The following is an 18790-nucleotide window of genomic DNA, read 5'->3' on the forward strand; positions in this document are numbered from 1 at the left end:
CCGGGGTGTTTCTGAATTCGGATGACTGTTCGGTATGAGGCTGCTGGCGCTCGAAAGGTTGACCACCGGTAAAGTTGATTCAGCGGACAGGTCCAATTTGCCGATTTGACTGCCTTGGAACAGACTGCGGATTATCCGCTCAACTCCAAACTGGCCAATGGAAAACTCTGCAGAATTCTACCGGTCCATTCCTTTGGGACGGCGCAAAGAGCTGTGGACAGACCGTCAGCTAAGGCTGCATTGGGTGCGGAAACGGAAACAGTGTGGTTGCTTGGGCTTGGGCCGAATGGGTTCAGGATATGGCCGTGGTCGCCCGGCAAGAGTGTGCCTGCAACCGATGATGTGGCTACTGAGCGTTCTCGCAAAGTGATCTTCTTGAGGACTTGATTATTGTGACCAGCAAGGCCGACCCGCCAGTCTTGCCCGTCACCTCGCTGACCCATTGCCGCGATTTCTCCCATGTTAACCAGAACATCGCGTAAGCCAAAGGACCGTAACAGCGCCGCAATGCGATCGGTGATTGCGCCTTGTGCGATACCGTTCAATGTCAAGGCTGAGACACCGGGCTCCGGCAGCTGGATCGCATCAGCGTCATATCGGACTCGGTGCCAGCCGACAGTTTCTTGGGCGGCAGTCAATTCAGATGCGCTGGCGCGCGCGGCCATCGCCCTCCAGACGGGTTGTATTGTGGGGTCAAAAGCCCCGTCTGATGCACTGTGAAGGGTCGAACACAGGCTCAGTACATTCAACAGTTCGGGGGCTGGTTGCTGCAGCAATCCGCTTCGGTTCAGCTCTGAAATCTGTGATCGCGATCGGTACAGACTAAAGATATCTTCCAGCCGGTTCAGTTCAGCCTCGATTGATGACAGCAGGGGCGCCGCCTCTGCCTCAGAAAGGCCAACAAGGTCAAGGCTAGCCCTGGCCCCCAGCGCGATGCCACGCCAATGCGCGACTGGTGCGCCAGATGCGACCGCCGGTAGCGCGGCGCATGCCGCAGACATGATCAGAAAACGACGTCGGGACAAACGGCTCATGCTGGTGTCTCCAGTTTCAGGTCCAGATCGACGGGGCCAAGCACTTCGGCGTCGGGTATGTCAGTCAGGGGCAAAGCGGACCCTCCGTACAGGATGATGAAGCTGTCCGCGTCGGTCGGGTCTGCAAAGGGCACGACCTCGCGCGCGCCCATGCCGCCGGCGACATTGGCCCCGACGACGAAAGTCGCACCTTCGGCATTGATCCAGTTGGATTGACCTGGTTGATGCCAGCTTGGGGCGGTTCCCATATCGCTGACATAGATTGCAACAATGGCTGCCTCGCGTTCGGGGCTTTTGAGATAGGCAACCATGTCGCGAACCTGCGCAAAAAACAGTGGTGTGGGATAGCCGTCGAGGTGAATCTGTCCTTTGGGACCACCATGTTCAGCAATATTCATCTGGCAAAAAAAGCTGAGTGCGTCTGGCGTCAGATCGACCGGGTCAGGCGCGGCAATCTGTTCTTCCTTACAGGCAGTCAGGGCGAGTAGAGCAATCAGGAAAAGACGCTTCATGGCTCGACCCTTCGGAACGCGAGCCGGGCAAGTGCAAGGCCTAGCAGGGGCCAGATCAGCAAAGACAACGGGGCGGCCCAGACGGGCAGAGCCTGCGCTGCGCCGGTCATGCCGGATGCCATCGCGACGCCCTCGGTTGCGGCGATATTCCACAGACGGAAAGCGTCGGCCGGGTTGGCCACCATCACCCATGGAAAGACGGATTGAGTGAAGGTGCCGCCCTTGTCCATGACGACGGCCCCCAACAGGCCCAGATCATAGAGGACGACAAAAACCAGCCAGAGCCCGGCCGACAGACCTGCTGCCGCCGTGGCCCCCTTTGCCAGGGCGGACAGCAAGTATCCCAGTGCGAGAAACACGGCGCCCAGCACGATCGAAGTGAGGATAAGACGGACCAGAGCCAACAGGCTTTCTGGACCGGCGCCACCGAACCATGCTGCCACCGCGCCAGCTGTGCCAAAACCGATGGTCATCGCAAAGGCAAGCGCCGACAAATGGGCGGTGAATTTTCCCAACAGGATTTCTCCGCGCCCGGCGGGATAGGACAAGAGCAGCGATAAGCTGCCCCGATCCACATCGCCTGCGATGGCGTCAAAGGCAATCATCAATGCCAGTAGGGGGGCAAGATAGACCGACAGCGTCGTCATCGAGGCAACCGAGACAGTCAGCATATCAACGCCAAGCGTGCCTGTGGGTGCACTGCCTGCAAAGGTAAGTGCCAGCGCGAATAACACCATGATCAGTGTTGCCATCAGCAGCCAGCGGTTGCGGCGCAGGATCAACATTTCAGTGCGGGTGATGGCGAGGAAGCGGGTCATGGCCTCTTCTCCTGTGCATAGTAGCGATAGAGATCTTCCAGCTTGGGAGGTGTCACTTCCACATCTGCCACCGCATCGCCCAAGCCGGCGATCCGGCGCAGGGCCTCCATCTTGTCGTCGACGGTGCAGAGCAACTCAACGGACGCGCCATTGATCCGGCTGCCGCCCAGTTTGGCGGCCAAGGCGTCAGGGTTAGAGCTGGCGCGCACCTTCAGGCGGATTGGCAGACCCGCCAGCGCCGAAAGGTTGTTTAACGTGTCATCGGCCACCATCCGGCCCCCGCGCATGATTGCGATCCGGTCTGTGCGGGCCTCGACCTCAGTCAGGGCATGCGATGCGATCAGGACGGCGGTGCCTTTTGCGGCCAGTTCGTCGATGATGGCGTACAGATCCTGCCGAGAAATCGGGTCCAGTCCGCTCGTCGGCTCGTCCAGCAATGCCACTTTCGGCTGGCCCAGCAGCACTTGCGCCAATCCCAGACGTTGCCGCATCCCCTTGGAGTAGGTCCCGATCCGTCGGTCCAGCGCGTCGCTGAGGCCAACACGTTCCAGCAGGCCGGGCACATCGGCCTTGGATCCCGAGAGCTGCGCGAACAGAGTCAGCTGTTCCCGGCCCGTAAGCGCCGGGTGGAAGGACACCGCTTCGGGCAAATACGCCGTATCCCGTCGCGCCTGCGCACTGCCAGGAGTGGCGTTTCCGATCCGAATGGCTCCGCCCTCAATCGGGATCAGGCCAAGGATGGATTTGATCAGGGTCGATTTGCCGGCGCCGTTATGGCCCAGTAGCGCCACGCGCTGACCAGGGGCAAGAGACAGGGTGATGTCGTCAAGAACGCGGGTTTTGCCTCGGTCCTTACAGACGTTGTTTATCGTTAGGGCCTTATCCGTCATGAGGCACCTTTTTCATAGCTGAGGGTTCAGGGGCTCGCATCAATGGATTGCTGTCCATCACACCCCCCGGCAATAGTGCCGGGAAGGCTGATTGCGACCAGCGCACCAGCTGCACGGCAGGGGAGCCGAGCAGCAGCTTGGCTGCGGGTTGGGTCCACAGCACATGGTCCATCGAGTCATTGGGGCGATAAGGGGCATCAGCGACGCCGTTGCCATCCACATCATAGGCGGCGAAATCGGACCAGTAATTGCCGCGCCCGTCTTCAGACCACTCGACCCACTTGGTCGAAACGTATTTCACCTGAGTCCGGTTTCCGACAAAGGCGTTGCCGACGATACGGTTACGTTCTGACCCAGCAGTGAAGTGAATGCCGATGCCGCAACCCTCGAACCAGTTGTCGGTGAATTCGTTCTTGTTCGAGTTATACAGGAAGGTGCATTTCTCCTTTGCACCCTTAACGACGTTCCCGGAAATCACGCTCTTGTTGGCGTAGTTCAGCATCACACCATGTTCGCGATCATCAATCGACACATTGCCGGTGACTTTGACATTGGTCGTGAACATCACCGCATAGCCCAGATCATTGCCGATCGAGACGTTATCGCTGACCACCGAGTCGTCGGCATACATGTAGTGCACCGCGAACCGCAGGTCGCGGAACAGGTTTCCAGTAAAGGTGTTCTTCTTGGACGAGTTCACAAAGATCCCATCGCGCCCGTACCGGATATCATTGTCTTCGACCCGCGCACCCGGTGCGTTCCAGACATAGACGCCGTTGCCGCGGTCATTCATCCGCTTGTCCTGACGCCCTTCGATCCGGTTGCCGCGCACGACGCTGTCCTTGGCGCCGTGGATGTCGATGCCATAGAGATTGCCCAGCAACACATTGCCTTCGATCACCGGCGCATGGGCCGTTTTGACCAGCTGAATGCCACTGTCGATCCCATCATGGCTCGAGCCCGAACCAATCACTGTCAGACCGCGTACGGTCACGCCCGGTCCGGTCACGGTGATGACGCTGCCGACGCCTTGTCCGTCAATGGTGGCCTGCCCCTGCCCGTCAATAATGACGGGCCGGTCCAGAACCAATGTCTCAGAGTAGACACCGGGGCTCAGGCGAAGGGTGTCTCCATCCGCCGCCTGCGCCAGTGTTTCATTGATGGCCCCCGCCCGGTTGGGCACATCCCAATCCGCCGCCCAAAGGGGCGAGCCGAGCAGGAGCGGTATGAGCAGGGGCCAACGCATGAGTTATGCCCCCGCCGGTTCGACCAGCATCCGGCCGCGCATTTCCATGTGCAGCGCGTGACAGAACCACTGACAATAGAACCAGTGCACGCCCGGGCGGTCGGCGGTGAAGGTGACCGATGCGGTTGCCATCGGAGCCACTTCCATCGCGATGCCGTAGTTGCCCAGGCAGAAGCCGTGGGTCACATCGTCCACGTCATCCAGGTTGGTGATGTAAACCGTCACCTCGTCGCCCTGTTTGACGGTGAACTTCTCAAGGCTGAAGGTCGGGGCCTGCGAAGTCATGTAGACCCGCACCTTGTTGCCGTCCCGGATTGGTTCCTCAGCACCATCTTCCAGATCGATGCCATCGGCCTCAGCCTGTTTGCGGGCGTCCTCCCAGGTGATGTCGTTACGGTCCCAGACGTTGACCGGGTTGACGATGTCAGCGCGCACCATGATCGAGTCATGCGGCTCGGCAAAGGTCGGCCCGTCGTGAACCACCTTCATCTCGTTGGTTGAGATATCGATCAGCTGCTCGTTCTCAGGCTTAAGCGGACCCGTGTTCAAGAACCTGTCTTTCGAGAACTTGTTCATCGAAATCAGCCACTTACCATCAGCCTCCTTGGTTTCACCCATGGTGGTCGAGTTATGGCCCGGCTGATAATGCACATCGACTTTCGAGATGATCGGGTCAACATCGGCGCCGCCGTAAGCCTCGATTGCCTTGTCGAGGTTCCACTTCACGATCTGACTGTCCAGGAATAGCGTGGTGAACGCGTTGCCCTGGCCGTCATAAGCAGTGTGAAGCGGGCCAAGACCCAGCTGCGGCTCACCCACGATGCAGGACCGTGGATCGGCATCACTTTCGAACAGAGCGTCCAGTTTGGTGACGTCCATGATCGATACGGTCGGAGACAGCTTACCGTTGATGCAGACATGCTTGCCGTCAGGCGCAGTGTTGATGCCGTGCGGCGAGTTCGGGATCGGGATGTAACGGGTGTACTTCTTGTTCTGACCCTTACGGCCGTCCAGAACCTTGACGCCTTTCAGCTCCTGATAGTCACCTGCTTCGATACCTGCTTCGATTTCGGCGAGGTTGAAGACAACAACATGGTCCATCTCGTTCTCGGTCATCTCGGCCAGGTTCATACCCATTTCCGAGTTGTACGAGGTCGAATAGGCGTATTTGCCCTGATAGTCGCAGTCGGTGTTGTCGAGGTTACCCGACACGATCACCTGCCATGCCACTTCCATAGTGTCGCCGTCCAGCGCGGTGAAGATGTTCACGTATTGCGACGGATCGTCCAGCACAGTGCCGTCATTGACCAATGGAGTTTCATCTTCGCCATTGGCAAAAACATAACCAGTGCGCGGGAATTTCTGCGGACGCAGACCATGGATCGCCTTGGCGTTCGGGATTTCGGTGATCTTGTCGCACTTCATTACGTCGCAGCGTACGCGAGCAACGCGCGTGTTGGCCTTGTCGTTCATGAACAGGTAACGGCCATCGTAGGTGCCGTCGGTGAACGACATATGCGGGTGGTGCAGGTCACCGTTATCGTAGGTTTTCATGCCGCGCTTGGCGAGGAATTCCTTAGTTTCCGGCAGCAGGCCATCGGTCATGATCTTTAGCGATTCATTGGTCTGACCCCAACCGGTGGCCGAACAGCGGTTGAACACCGGCACCCGCATCAGCTCGCGCATGGACGGGAAGCCCAGAATGCGCAGCTCACCGGTCTGACCCGAGGACCAGAAGCCGTAGTATTCGTCCAACTCACCAGGTTCGAGATTGGCTTTGGCCGCGGCGCTGGCCTGTTTTGCGGTCATCAGGGTTGATCCCAGACCGGTTCCGGCCAGCACGGCACCGGTGGCGGTTGCCCCCAGCATACCGCGGCGTGTGACGGTTAGTTTGTTGTCATGTTCCGACATGATCGTTCCTCCTTTTAGGAAACGGTTTTCGGTTTGGCGTTTGGATGGTTCGCCGGTGGTTGTCCGAGTGGGGTCTTGAGATCGACCGACCCAGTCTTGGCCCGCCGTTTCAGTTGACGGATAACGACGGGACATTTGTCCTCGGACTGGTAGAGCACCTGACAATGCAAGCAGGTGACGCACTCGTTCGGATTGATCTCACCTGTGGGGTGGATCGCCTGAACGGGGCATTCATTGGCACAGGTCTGACAGGGGGTGCCGCAGTCCTTGTAACGGCGTAGCCAGTCGAACATGCGCATGCGGGCCGGGATCGCCAGTGCTCCGCCCAACGGGCAGAGATAGCGGCAGTAGAACCGCTCAACGAACAGGCCGATCCCCAACAGGGCCAGCGCAAAAACCACAAACGGCCAGTCGCGCATGAATTTCAGAATGATCGCGGTCTTGAAAGGCTCGATCTCGGCATACTTCTCGGCCAGCGGGATGGAGACAAAGCTGAGGCCGAAGAGACCCAAGAAGATCATGTATTTCGCGGGCCACAGCCGTTCATTCAGGCCCCAGGGCAGGGTCCATTGCGGCACGCGAAAAGCCCGCGCGATCTTGTTGGTCAGTTCTTGCAGCGCGCCAAATGGGCACAGCCAGCCGCAATAGGCACCGCGTCCCCAGAACAACAGGGCGGCTGCCACGGCGAACCATTGGATGAACACCAGCGGGTCCAGTAGGAAGGCATCCCATGAGAAACCTGTGCGCAAACTGCCCGCCAGCGCCATCAGGTTCACCACGCTCAACTGGGCATTCGCGTACCAGCCGATGAAGAACAGGGTCATTGTCAAATAGCCGATGCGGAACCAGTAAAAGACCCGCGCGTTCATCGTGGCATGGAACTGGAAAAAGAAGGTCGCCGTCAGTATCAGCAGCATGACGCCCAGACCGGCAATCTCGACTGTGCGATCCTTCCAGATACGTTTCCAAAGAGCGGCTTTGGCAGCAGCTTCACCTGTGGCGTCATCCACAACGGTGGGGGCTACGACTGGCAACAGGTACTGCTCAGGCAGTTTGTAGCCCAAATCGAAGGTCAGGAATGTCTTTTCAACCGCACCGACGGCGCGTTGCACCAACAGTTGCAGGCGGAAGGGTTCGGCCGGATCAAACTCTGCCTCAGCGGGGATTTTGAAGATATCCAGCTCCGTGAAACTGGGCGCATCGGCGGCCGCAACTCTGCCCAGACGCTCTTGCTGTTTATCAAAGAAGCGTACCGAATTATCACCTTGAATCAGCTGAATACGGTCGAAAATTCCGCCACGTACATAGCCTGACCCCTTGAAGCTATAGGCGCCACGACCCAGCACCAGGATGGCTTGCTCGCCCTCGCCCAGCCACTCGGTCAGGTTTTGATACTCGGCCTCGCCCAGCAGCGACTTGCCGATCGACGGGACTGAAACCAACGCCAGATGCATATCGATGAAGGTGTCGTCGGGCGCGCCCCGTTCACGGCGCCTGATGGCGCGCTGGTCGCCGGTGGCCTCGAACGCAGCGTTGACCTGACCGACATCCAGTGTCAGGCGTCGGACCGAGCCGTCACCCGAAAGCGTTGTCCAGTCATAAGTGGTGTCTTGTGCCATATCGACTTCGCGCTTCGGCCCGTCGGCCTGCAGCGGTGACAAGCCACCCAGCCCCAGCGCCCGCGCTACCTTGATGCCGCCACGCACGAGACTATCGTCGATCACCATGATTGTGACAGTCGCGCCCGAGATAATGTCGAGGTCATGGCCCTCACCGCCTGTTTCAGCCTCAACCCTAAGGTCCAGTCCGGCATAGCCTTCGGTCAGTTCGACCATACGCGTGTTCGGAATCCCGATCAGTACGATGGGTTCCGAATGCTTGACCAGCTTAACGCCAGTAAGCACCGCATCATTGTCGATCGCTGCAACGACGTGAATGGGTTTGCCGGAATAGCCTGTGGTGCCCACGAAATCCGAGGTCAGAAAGGCCCAGGCAATCGTTTTGCCCCCTTTCAGGATCGGCGCAACCGGAATGTCTTTTCTGATCGGGCCAAATGCCTCGGCGCCGGGGATCAGGTCCGCGGGCTCAAGTTCTGGCAGAAAGCTGGCAAGGCTGTCGGCATGTGCGCTGATCGCCATCAGGCAGGACAGAAAAAAGGCCAGCAGGAAATGGATTGCGCGACTTACGACCACGGCACACCTCCGATGATTGGGGTGGACGCCATGGACGCGCGCGGGGCGCGTTCGGTTTTAGATTCTGGTGCAGGGGGAGGACCCCGGGTTTCTGGCCACAGCCGGTCAGAGCCATTTAGCTCGAAGGACCTGTTGTTTTGGCAAGAAAAGAATTGAACCCTTCCCCGTTGCGTCACTTCCAGCGGCATGGGCAGAGGTGCGGTACCGGTCACGGCGCACAGCGCGCAATCGGCGCATTTGGGGCAAGGTGCGGTCGGGTCTGCATCGCCTTTTTCAAGATCAACCTCGACCCAGACCGCGCCGCCCTCCGAGCAGATCTCAACCCACATGCTTTGCCCGGGACTCGCCAGCGCCGGGCTAAGCAGCTGCAAAAGCAGAAGGATTATACCTGCCACCGCACAAGCTGCGCGGGACGCGCAAACAGCTGAAATGTGCAAAGGATTTTGGGCGGGCATGGAGAATCCAACTCGGTGATCTTTCCCAAGTCCTAAGAGATTCCCGAAAGCAGATACTTGACTTCGGTTAGGCCTTTGGAGAATCCGACCTAGCCGTCTGCTTCGTCCATCAAACTGCGTACCCAGCGCCCTGCAAACCAGCAGGCAGGTACACCCAATGGGATTGACCACAGGATGGCGGTGACAGGCTCAATCACTCCGAATCCGGCGCTGTTGGCGATCAGGCCAGCCAGAAAAAGGTTTATGGCCACGGTCAGCGCAGACGCTGGATACAGCAATATGGCCAGTTTCCACACCGGCCATTTGCCCTCAGTGGCTGGTTCCTTCCGAGAAGGTGATTTTGTTCCAGACATTGTACTTTCCCGAAGGTTTGCGCATCGGCAGACGGCGGAACTCTTCCAGTGTTTTTGCATCATAGATGATCACCGCGCCGTCATCTTCCCAGATCGAAACCAACGCATGGCTTCCGTCCTTGGTGAATTCCACATGGGCCACGGTTTTGCCCGGCGCTGGGCGCAGGGTCCGTACGATCTCAAGGGTTTGCTTGTCGATCACATGCATCACATCCTTGTTGGGCCCAAAGAAAACATCGGCCCAGACATATGGCGAGTTTTCATGGCTGCGCATGAAAAACCCCGGCCCTTCGGTCTTGATCCGCTTGACCGTTTCCCATGTCTCCATGTCGATCACCGAGACGGTGCCATCAGTCAGGTGCGGTGTTGCCATCACAGTTGTATCGCCGCGCCGCCAGGTAATCCCGGAACCCAGATGCGGCATGCCGGGCAGATCCAGGTCAGCCACTTTTTGGCCAATGACCAGATCAATCACCTGACCGCCGTTCCCGTCGCGAGATGCGCCCATGACGTATTCATAAGTCTGGTCGAAAAAGAAATCGTCCAGATAGTCGGGCGTAGTGATCTTGCGTACTGGGAAAGGGTTAGGGTTCTTGAACTGCCCTTCGATACGAAAATCGTGTCCCAACCCGGATTGGGGTGGATTGGCGCCATAGAAGACCTCCCAAATCTCTGGCACATCCTTCAAGGCCAGCACAAAGCTTTCCCGTGGCGGAGCTTGATAAACGGCTGAAACGCGGCTGGGATTACCTTTCCTGCTTTTAATCTCGATGACTTTTGCCACCGAAAGATCCCGGGTGGACAAAAGGGTCAGGCTGTTGGGTAGGTAATTCGCCACCGCCAGCCATTTGCCATCGCCTGACATGGCAATGTTGCGGCTGTTTAGTCCCGCCCGCACGCGACCCACCTGTTGCAACGCCCAGATGTCATATTTCTGGACCCAGCCATCGCGGGACATGATGAACACGTAACGTCCATCGGGGCTGAACTTTGGGCCGCCATGAACGGCAAAAGGAGTTTCAAATCTGTCCAAAACCTCAAATGTGTCACCGTCCAGAACGCTGACATTGTGGTCTCCGGTTTCCACCACCAACGTGATGTTCATCGGATCACTGGACCAGACGGGCGCATCGATCTCGATATAGTCTGCGTCCAGCGTTCGGCTGGCCATGATGTCCGCCTCGGCCCAGTCCGGGGCGGTCTCGAGCGGGGATTTCAGCCAACCTGCCAACTCCTCGATCTGCAGGGCGTTCAGATAATGCGCAAAGGCTGGCATCTGGGTGGCGGTGCGCCCTTCGGCGATCACGGCGGCGACCCGCGGGCCGCGCATGCGTTTTAGCGTTTCGGGTATCAAGGCCGGACCAACACCGCCCAGCCGGGTGTCACCGTGGCAGGACGCACAATGTTCGGCATAGTCGGACTGGGCGTCGGCCCATGCGGCGCTGGTCAGCAGAAGCGCGCACAGTGTTCCAAGCGTCCGAGCCCTAAAAGAACTGATGCGCCGGATCATGGCTTTTCCCCCGGAAAGGTGTGACCTGCAGGCGTTTGCCCACTTTTTCCACGCCAATTTCATCGTTTGACAGGTAACAGGCCGGGTCCTCGGCCCAGGGATCGCCCGTCAGTTGCAGGGCCCGGATGCGCGTGTTGCCACCGCAAACATCCCTGAGCTGACAAACTCCACAGCGCCCTTTCAGCGGACGTGGGCGAGTGCGCAGCATGGCCAGCATCTTGTCGTCCCCGGTCCACAACTCGGAAAACGGCGTCGTTTTCACATTCCCGACCGTGTAATCTGACCAGTAGGTGTCGGGATGGACCCGACCAAGATTGTCGATATTGGCCACCCCCAACCCGCTGGAGTTCCCGCCCCAGGCCGCCAAATGCGCACGTATATGCGAGGTCTTTTCGGCATCAAAATGCGTCCTGACCCAGTTCAGAAAATATCCGGCGTCGGCATCGTTATTGCCGGTGACGATATCCAGCGGGCGCCCGCCCGAGGCTGCCTCCCACGCACGGTCCAATAACAGATCCAGACCTTTGCGCGTGCGCAGATGCTCGGCATCCTCGCCCCTGTTCTTGTCGCCGCGACCGGCGTAAACCAGATGAGACAGGTAGAATTTGTCGACCCCCTCATCATCACACAACTGCAGGAGATCGGGCAGATGGTGCTGTGTGCCCTCGGTCAAACAAAATCGCAAACCGACCTTGATGCCGCGTTTCTTGCACTCGCGCACGCCGCGCAGGGCATCTGAAAAGGCGCCCTCGACACCTCGGAACCAGTCGTTTGTGGCCCCGATCCCGTCAAGTGATATGCCGACATAGTTAAAGCCGACATCAGCGATCATATCAGCGGTTTCATCGTAAATCCGCGTGCCATTCGTCGACAACGCCAGCATCGGCACCAACTTGCGCGCCTGGTTGGCGATATCAAAGAAATCGAACCGATCCAGCGGTTCCCCCCCCGAGAGGATCAGGGCCGGGACGCGAAATTGGCCGAGATCCTCAAGGGTTACCATGGCTTGCTCGTGGCTGAGCTCACCCGGGAACGCGACATCCGCCGAAACAGTATAGCAATGGCGGCATTTCAGGTTGCAGCGCCGGGTCAGATTCCAGATGACCACCGGCTTAACCGGGCCGGGGCGGCGCTTGCGCACGGGGGTCGGGGTGACCAGTTGCTGCATGTATTCAGTCAGGCGGAACATGGCGTTTGGCCTTTCGGTTTCAGGCGCAGCCCGGTCTTTTTCAGGATGCGCGTTGAATACAGGATGTCCTTGCCCCGGCAGGCACTGCCCAGAATACCGGCAATCTCGGCCCGTTTTTCTTCGACTTCACCCCTGTCTTTGCCATGGACCATGGCGAACAGGTTGTAAGGCCAGTCGGGCAGGGCACGTGGACGTTCATAGCAATGGGTGACAAAAGGCAGACCGCCAATATGTGCCCCCAAATCAGCGATTTGACTGTCATCGACGTCCCAGACTGTCATGCCGTTCGAAGTCATGCCCAGTTTGTAGTGGTTCGGGGCTGCGGCGATACGACGTATAACGCCGCGCGCCTTAAGTTCTGCGAGGCGATACAGCAGCGCTTGTTCGTCCATCCCAAGGCTTTCAGCGACCCGAGCGTAGGGCGAAGGCACCAGGGGCAATCCGCCCTGCAGAACCTCGATAATCAGTCTGTCTTTTGCGTCGATCATGCCGCCACCCGGAAGCCGATGAAGAATTCCTGCAACTTGGGAAATCTGAGAACTTCGATCCCCGTCTCTTGTTCGATCGCATCGGCGCAGGCCTCAATCCCTTGGGGCGTTTCGGTGGCCAACACGAACCACATGTTCAGCCGGTGCGTACGTTCATAATTATGGGCAACTTCGGGATGCGCATTGACTTTGGTCAGGACGGATTCAAATGCCTCTGTCGGTATGGCCATGGCACATAGGCAAAAAGCCCCGCCCATCGCGGCCGCGTCAAAGAACGGGCCAAAGCGCGTGATGACCCGGTCATCCTTCATCCGTGATAAGCGAACCAACAGATCCTGTTCCGAAATCCCCAGTTCTTGGGCCACCATCGCATAGGGTTGTGAGGTCAGAGGTAAGTCGTCCTGCATTCGGTTCAGGATTGCCCGATCAGTTTCGTCCAGGGTCATGCCGCCGTCTCCTTGGGTTGGATCAGCGCGCCGGTCTGTTTGAAACAGCGCGTCGAAAACAACACCTTGTGCTGCGCGCCAAACAGCTCAGGCAATGCCGCAGCCCCGGCCAGGACGTTTCGCGCTTCGCTGCGCGAGCGGGCGTGGATCATGGAATACAGGCGGTAGGGCCAGATGTTTTCAACGGGTCGACGCTCATAACACAGTGTCACGCCAGGGTATTTTGCCAGCGCAGGTCCGGCACGATCGACCTGATCAGTTGGCATATCCCAGACCACCATCGCATTGGCCGACCAGCCCAGTGCCCGGTGTCTTACGATCACGCCAAGTCGCGAGACGATTCCAGCCTCATGTAAGATCCGGATCCGCGTCATGGCGTCCTCTGGTTTACGGTCCAAAGAGGTGGCCAGTGCTGCGTAAGGTTCGCAAACCAGCGGTAAGCCGGAACTAAGCGCCTGCATCAACGAGCGATCACCCTTTTGCAAAACGGAACAGTCCACCTTGCGCGGTGCCGGTACGTTGCGTTGCTTGCCTGTCATTCGAAAGCCCAAATCAACATTGAACGGCCGAACCAGACGCAAGTCCAAAACCTGCAAACCGGTTTGCAGGCCAATCCGGGCCAGAGTGGCGTCCACATGCGCACGATCAGGGCCGGTCGCTACAAACCAGAGGTTCCATTTGTCCTCGCGTTGATAATTGTGGTTCACACCGGGCTCTGCGTCGATCAGGGCGGCAATGTCCTCCAGATGCTCCTCGGGTGTGGCCACCGCGGCCAGAGTACTGGCCGTCACCGCGCCCGGAGTGATAGTGGCCCCGACCCGGGTGATCCGGCCGGTCGAACGCATTCGCGCCAGACGGTTCAGCACTTCAGCTTCGTCCAGCCCCAGCGCCTTGGCCACTGGCTGAAACGGGCGGTCGATAATCGGAAATTCGCGCTGAAAATCGTCCAGCAGGCGACGGTCGATCGGGTCAGTGATATGTTGCATGGGTTACAACCCTGTCCTGTGCGCGCGGGCGGTGAAAAAGATACCCGAGGGGCTGTCCGCCGCGATCTCGCGCAGCTTTTCAAAGCTATGCGTGTCGTAGACCACGACCTTGTTGGCGTCGCGGACACTGATCCAGACCTCATGCCCGCGTGCCGTGAACTCCATATGCAGGACGGCAGGGCCCGGAGAGAATTCGTGGATGACCTGTTTGCTGACGCTGTCGATGACCTGAATTGTATCGTTCAATGGATGGGCAAAATTCACCCAGACCTGTCGCCCGTCCGGGCGCGCCATGGCAAAGACCGGCTGACCATGGGTTTGGGTGCGGCCTGTTTCTGTCAAGGTTTCGGCGTCAATCCACAGAACCTCATGGTGGCCGACCGCGGGCAGGACAAATTCGCGATCCGTCAGTGCCCAGCCCTCAAGATGAGGCATCTTGTATACCGGCATCTCTTCCTGTCCGCGCCCATAGCCCGGCAGCACGCGGATCGGTTTTGGATTGTCTGCCCATAGGTCCAGTGCGGTCAGCCCGTCCTCACCAAACAGACCGGTGATATAAGTGCGACCATTGGCGGTGATCAGCGCGTCATAGGGGTTCTTACCCATATCGGTGATCTTTGTGATCTCGGGCGCGCCATTTGCGAAATCAGCAATCCAGGTCTCGCCCGTGTCCCACATGGAAAACACGAACCGACGGCCCGGCGCATCGACAAGACCTATGGTTTTGCTGTCGGTGGGGATGTCGGCAACCAGTTCCAGCGTATCCGCGTCGAACACGCGTACGCCACCCGGCTCATAGTTTGACACCGCAACCAGTTGGCCGTCATCCGAAATCGCGCCGCCAATGGCATTGCCAGCCTGCACGACCCGATTTGCAATCTGACGGGTCACTATATCAACCTTGGTCAGCCCGCCATCGCGGCCAAAAACATAGGCAAAGCGTTCGTCGGGTGAATAGACTAGGGAGGCGTGGGACAGATCGCCCAACCCTTCGATCCGTGCCAATGCGGCCCGGTCCGACTGGTCCACCAATAAGACCGACCCTTTTGCCCGTTCGATCACAAGGCCCAGATCTCCGGTGGCGGTGGGGTCTGCATTGGCAGGTGTCATCATCATTAGGGCAACGATGCCAAGGGCAAGTTGTTTCATTTTGCCTCCTGTTCCAGCAGGTATCGGGCGATCCATTCGGCCTCTTCTTCGCTGATCAGGGGGCGCCAGGGGGGCATAGCCGTGTCGGGGATGCCGTCCAGTATGACCCCCGTCAGGACGTCCGCCTCGTAATGTTCCAGAGTTTCCGGTCGCAGATCAGGACCAAGCCCGCCTTTCAGGGACAATCCGTGGCACGAGCCGCAATCCTGGTGGACCAACCGTTTCAGGGCGGTTGGGTCGATGGCGTCAGCGGCCAGAGCGGAAGTGGCAACCAGAACGACGGCAGTCAGAACAGTATGCGCGGCCCAGCCCGGCTGCTTGCGGTCCATATGCGCCAGGCTACCCATGCGCCCGCTCCAAAATCTCGGTCAGGGCCTGATTGGCATAAAGCGAAACGACCTTTCCGATAATGAATAAGGTAGGAGCCTTCAGATCCGCCTTGCGCGCATCCGCGGCAATCTGGTCCAGTCGGGATACAAGGCGGCGTTCAGAGGCACTGGTGGCCTGCCCAACAGCCAGGACCGGGGTGGATCCGGGTAGGTTCTCGGTCATCAAGCCGATGGCGATCTGGCCGATATTGGCCACGCCCATATAGACGACCAGCGTCGTATCCGGGTCCGCCAGTCGTTTCCAATCCAGATCAAGAACTTTGTCGGACTGCCTGTGCCCGGTGACATATTGAACCGAGGTCGCCAGTCCGCGATGGGTCAGGGGCACGCCGGTCGAACAGGATGCGCCTTGTGCCGCCGTGATGCCCGGTGCGTATTCGACCGTAACACCGTGTGCCATCAGAAAAGCGGCCTCTTCCGAGCCGCGACCAAAGATCATCGGATCCCCGCCTTTCAGCCGGGCCACAACGTGACCTGCGCGTGCGTGTTCCAGCAGGATTTCGTTGATGCGATCCTGAGGAACAGTGTGGCACTTGGGGGCCTTGCCGACGGCGATCAGCCGCGCGCCCTCGGTGTGCATGGCCAGAATTTCATCCGAAACAAGGCGGTCATAGACCACCACGTCCGCCTCCTGCAGCATACGCAGGGCGCGCATGGTGATCAGTTCGGGATCACCAGGGCCGGCACCAATCAGAAAAACCTTACCGCTCATGTGCAAACTCGCTTGTTCTGAATGTCTTCGGAACCCGGTGTTTTGGTCGTTTCCATGCGCGAATATGGGACGTTGCTGGGGGAACCGGGCGTGTCATGGAAACAAGTTGGCGCACAGGTAAACCGACCTCCTTGACTTAAGTTAAGGAGCACGGGAATTGCGCCCGCGCATCTTTCAGCCTGCCGCTTATCAGGGCTCTACGGTGACCATTCCGAACATGTTCTGTGTCTCCCAATGTGGTCCGCACAGGTAATCCTGGGCGCCGGGAACAAGAAATGTCAGATCAACAAATTCCTCGGGGAACAGGCGGTCACTCTCGGCTTTGCTGCCATCTTTCAGCAGGACGCTATGGCTGGTGCGTTTGTCTACGTTCACCCAACGCACTGTGGTCCCCGCTTTGACCGTCAGTTGGGCTGGGCAGAAATTGTATTTGTACATCAGCACAACCTCTGCATCTTCCACATCTGAAGACGGCTGACCGAACAGATCCACGTAGCGGGTTTCTGCCTCAGCGCAGATCTCAGCTGTGTCTTCGTCAGCGGCCACCGCAGGTGACGCCAAAGCCAGAAATGCAGGAAGAAGTAGGCGGATCTGCATCGTCCAAGTCTCCATACCAAATACATTGGGGCCGGTTTACCCGGCCCCATCAGTCATTGTCCGACCACGTTGATATTGGCACTGTCGTCGTCCAGCGCGAAGCTTGTGTTCAGCGTCACGTGGTGGAATCGTGCCGCGGCAAAGTCATCGTGGATTGCAAAGCCGACCGTATAGGTCTTGCCCGGTTCCAATGGCACATCACCTGGTGCGCCCGAGTTTAAGGGCCGCGAGAACGTGACGGTCCAAATACCACCCGACAAGTTGGCCGAGGCGGCGATTTCGCCATCATTGACTATGCGTTGTTCCAGTAGATAGCCGTTGCTGGCGCTGCCATCGGCATAGACGCGCATCAGATCCAGATAGGTGCCGTCATCCAGATATTGCGCGATCTGCGCTTCGGCCTGCAATTTGTCCCAGCCACCCAGAGCTTTCCCACGCCGGCCTTTGACTTCGACCTCGGTGCGGCTTTCGCTGATATATTTGGTCACAGTGTCCTGAGCGGCCAGGCGGCCTGCAACATCGCCATTGGCGACAATCGCATCTGCACCCGGATCAAACGGCATATAGGTGTTGTCCGCGTGGCACGAGGCCCAGCAGCCCACCTGATCCCCCATTTCGATCCCGGTTCCGGTGATCATCATGGCGACCTTGATCTGGTTGTCCGGGTCCATCTTCCCGCCATCCACAAATGGTGCAGGATTGTGACCTGCATCCGGCCATTGCAGGCGGACATAGAGGTTTTCGGCATTATGGGCCGCCTGAACAGTTGCGTCGATCACACCACGTTTTCCAGGGATCGGGGTTGGTTCCAGCTCGCCGCCTGCGACGATCTTGTTTCCAATCATGTCCAATTCCTTGGCATGACAAGTCGAACATTGGTCGCCACCTTTTGTCAGTGGCCGGGCGCCGCCGTGGAACTTGCCATTCTGAACCCATTCAAACGAAGCCTGACCGGGATAAAACAGCTTCAGATCCGCGCTTGCGATGCTGGTCCAGTCGATATCGCCTCCGACATCGCTGCCACCGCCTGCCGGGGCTGTGGATTCTTCACCGCTTAATTTGGCGCGTTCTTCGGCGAGTGCAGCGTCCACAGCGGCTGCGATCCGGGCTTGCACCGCCTCTTGTTGTGCTGTCTTGGCCGATTTTTCGGCTTCGGCCTCAGCCGCCTCCTTGGCTTCTACACGGTCGAGACTGGCCAGGTATTCTGGCGGAATTGCACGGATGAAATCAGGATTCGGGGCTTCAATCTGTTCCAGATATTCATCTGTGGCCCTGTCGCGGATGTTCGAATGCGCAATCCCTTTGTGGCAGTCGATACAGGTCTGGCCTGTCTCCATTGCGTTCAAATGTTGCTGGCGCGCGCGGGGGCGCTGGAACTCGGGCATCATCGATTCAAAGTCGTGGCAGTTGCGGCACTCGCGCGAATCTGTAGCCTTCATCCTTTCCCATTCATTCATCGCCAGATGGATACGCTTAGCTTCGAACTTCTCGGGTGTACTGATCGAGCCAACCACCTTGCCATACAGTTCTTTGGACGCCTTGATCTTGCGGATCATCTTGTGGGTCCAGTCCTTGGGTACGTGACAGTCGGAACAGACCGCCCCGACCCCCGATCGGTTCACATCGTGGATGGTCCCGGTGTATTCTTCATAGACGAAATCGCGCATCTCATGGCACGAGATACAGAACTCTTTGGTGTTGGTGGCTTCCATGGCGGTGTTGAACCCACCCCAAAAGACGATCCCGGCGGCAAATGCAGCGGCAATACCGGCCACAGGCATTCCCCACAGGAAATACCGACGCCAGATCGGTGGTTTCTTATCTGGATCGGAGGTCATGTCCGGGCTCCGTTTTGGCTGTGTTGTCTGGCGCGGCGTGTCAGGCCTGCGCATTCGGCTGATGGATGAAACAAG

At 58.5% G+C, this 18790-nt stretch carries 19 protein-coding genes; all 19 read right to left on the minus strand.

Features of this window, described 5'->3' with window-relative positions:
• Positions 1-131: 131 nt before the first annotated feature.
• Positions 132-1034: an FAD:protein FMN transferase gene (locus AC2FGB_RS04925; RefSeq protein WP_271948647.1), complete on the minus strand. Its 903-nt coding sequence runs from the start codon at positions 1032-1034 to the stop codon at positions 132-134.
• Positions 1031-1546, minus strand: a complete 516-nt coding sequence (locus AC2FGB_RS04930) for a nitrous oxide reductase accessory protein NosL (RefSeq protein ID WP_142635212.1) — start codon at positions 1544-1546, stop codon at positions 1031-1033. The genes AC2FGB_RS04925 and AC2FGB_RS04930 overlap by 4 nt, the downstream gene beginning before the upstream one ends.
• Positions 1543-2364, minus strand: a complete 822-nt coding sequence (locus tag AC2FGB_RS04935; RefSeq protein ID WP_271948643.1) for an ABC transporter permease — start codon at positions 2362-2364, stop codon at positions 1543-1545. The genes AC2FGB_RS04930 and AC2FGB_RS04935 overlap by 4 nt, the downstream gene beginning before the upstream one ends.
• Entirely contained in the window at positions 2361-3254 is an 894-nt protein-coding gene (locus AC2FGB_RS04940) for an ABC transporter ATP-binding protein (RefSeq protein ID WP_496693515.1), read from the minus strand. The genes AC2FGB_RS04935 and AC2FGB_RS04940 overlap by 4 nt, the downstream gene beginning before the upstream one ends.
• Positions 3244-4500 carry a nitrous oxide reductase family maturation protein NosD gene (locus tag AC2FGB_RS04945; RefSeq protein ID WP_281995284.1) on the minus strand — a complete coding sequence of 419 codons (1257 nt, stop codon included), beginning with the start codon at positions 4498-4500 and terminating at the stop codon, positions 3244-3246. Before AC2FGB_RS04945 ends, AC2FGB_RS04940 begins: the two co-directional genes overlap by 11 nt.
• 3 nt (positions 4501-4503) lie before the next feature.
• Positions 4504-6411 carry a TAT-dependent nitrous-oxide reductase gene (gene nosZ, locus AC2FGB_RS04950; RefSeq protein ID WP_496693516.1) on the minus strand — a complete coding sequence of 636 codons (1908 nt, stop codon included), beginning with the start codon at positions 6409-6411 and terminating at the stop codon, positions 4504-4506.
• 14 nt (positions 6412-6425) lie between these two features.
• On the minus strand, positions 6426-8549 hold the full coding sequence (locus AC2FGB_RS04955) for a 4Fe-4S binding protein (RefSeq protein WP_496693677.1): 2124 nt from the start codon (positions 8547-8549) through the stop codon (positions 6426-6428).
• 44 nt (positions 8550-8593) lie between these two features.
• Entirely contained in the window at positions 8594-8998 is a 405-nt protein-coding gene (locus AC2FGB_RS04960; RefSeq protein ID WP_496693517.1) for a hypothetical protein, read from the minus strand.
• Positions 8999-9147: 149 nt separating this feature from the next.
• A complete protein-coding gene (locus AC2FGB_RS04965) occupies positions 9148-9411 on the minus strand; it encodes a hypothetical protein (protein ID WP_142635225.1) in 264 nt (87 codons plus the stop codon).
• Positions 9368-10921: a cytochrome D1 domain-containing protein gene (locus tag AC2FGB_RS04970; protein WP_496693518.1), complete on the minus strand. Its 1554-nt coding sequence runs from the start codon at positions 10919-10921 to the stop codon at positions 9368-9370. The genes AC2FGB_RS04965 and AC2FGB_RS04970 overlap by 44 nt, the downstream gene beginning before the upstream one ends.
• Positions 10896-12110 (minus strand): heme d1 biosynthesis radical SAM protein NirJ, encoded by a 1215-nt coding sequence (nirJ, locus tag AC2FGB_RS04975; RefSeq protein WP_496693519.1) that lies wholly within the window; start codon positions 12108-12110, stop codon positions 10896-10898. Before nirJ ends, AC2FGB_RS04970 begins: the two co-directional genes overlap by 26 nt.
• On the minus strand, positions 12098-12598 hold the full coding sequence (gene ahbB / locus AC2FGB_RS04980) for a siroheme decarboxylase subunit beta (RefSeq protein WP_496689127.1): 501 nt from the start codon (positions 12596-12598) through the stop codon (positions 12098-12100). Before ahbB (AC2FGB_RS04980) ends, nirJ begins: the two co-directional genes overlap by 13 nt.
• Entirely contained in the window at positions 12595-13044 is a 450-nt protein-coding gene (locus AC2FGB_RS04985; protein WP_142635234.1) for an Lrp/AsnC family transcriptional regulator, read from the minus strand. The genes ahbB (AC2FGB_RS04980) and AC2FGB_RS04985 overlap by 4 nt, the downstream gene beginning before the upstream one ends.
• Positions 13041-14030: a siroheme decarboxylase subunit beta gene (ahbB, locus tag AC2FGB_RS04990; protein ID WP_496693520.1), complete on the minus strand. Its 990-nt coding sequence runs from the start codon at positions 14028-14030 to the stop codon at positions 13041-13043. Before ahbB (AC2FGB_RS04990) ends, AC2FGB_RS04985 begins: the two co-directional genes overlap by 4 nt.
• A 3-nt stretch (positions 14031-14033) precedes the next feature.
• Positions 14034-15179 carry a cytochrome D1 domain-containing protein gene (locus tag AC2FGB_RS04995; protein ID WP_142635237.1) on the minus strand — a complete coding sequence of 382 codons (1146 nt, stop codon included), beginning with the start codon at positions 15177-15179 and terminating at the stop codon, positions 14034-14036.
• On the minus strand, positions 15176-15526 hold the full coding sequence (locus AC2FGB_RS05000; RefSeq protein WP_271948625.1) for a c-type cytochrome: 351 nt from the start codon (positions 15524-15526) through the stop codon (positions 15176-15178). The genes AC2FGB_RS04995 and AC2FGB_RS05000 overlap by 4 nt, the downstream gene beginning before the upstream one ends.
• The gene (cobA, locus tag AC2FGB_RS05005) at positions 15519-16280 is read right to left on the minus strand and encodes a uroporphyrinogen-III C-methyltransferase (RefSeq protein WP_271948622.1); all 762 of its coding nucleotides are present in this window, start codon (positions 16278-16280) and stop codon (positions 15519-15521) included. The genes AC2FGB_RS05000 and cobA overlap by 8 nt, the downstream gene beginning before the upstream one ends.
• A gap of 189 nt (positions 16281-16469) precedes the next feature.
• A complete protein-coding gene (locus AC2FGB_RS05010) occupies positions 16470-16877 on the minus strand; it encodes a cupredoxin domain-containing protein (protein WP_496693521.1) in 408 nt (135 codons plus the stop codon).
• Positions 16878-16930: 53 nt separating this feature from the next.
• On the minus strand, positions 16931-18715 hold the full coding sequence (locus tag AC2FGB_RS05015; protein ID WP_496693522.1) for a NapC/NirT family cytochrome c: 1785 nt from the start codon (positions 18713-18715) through the stop codon (positions 16931-16933).
• Between the last annotated feature and the right edge of the window lie 75 nt (positions 18716-18790).

It is taken from the genome of Ruegeria sp. CDSC021, assembly GCF_059610845.1.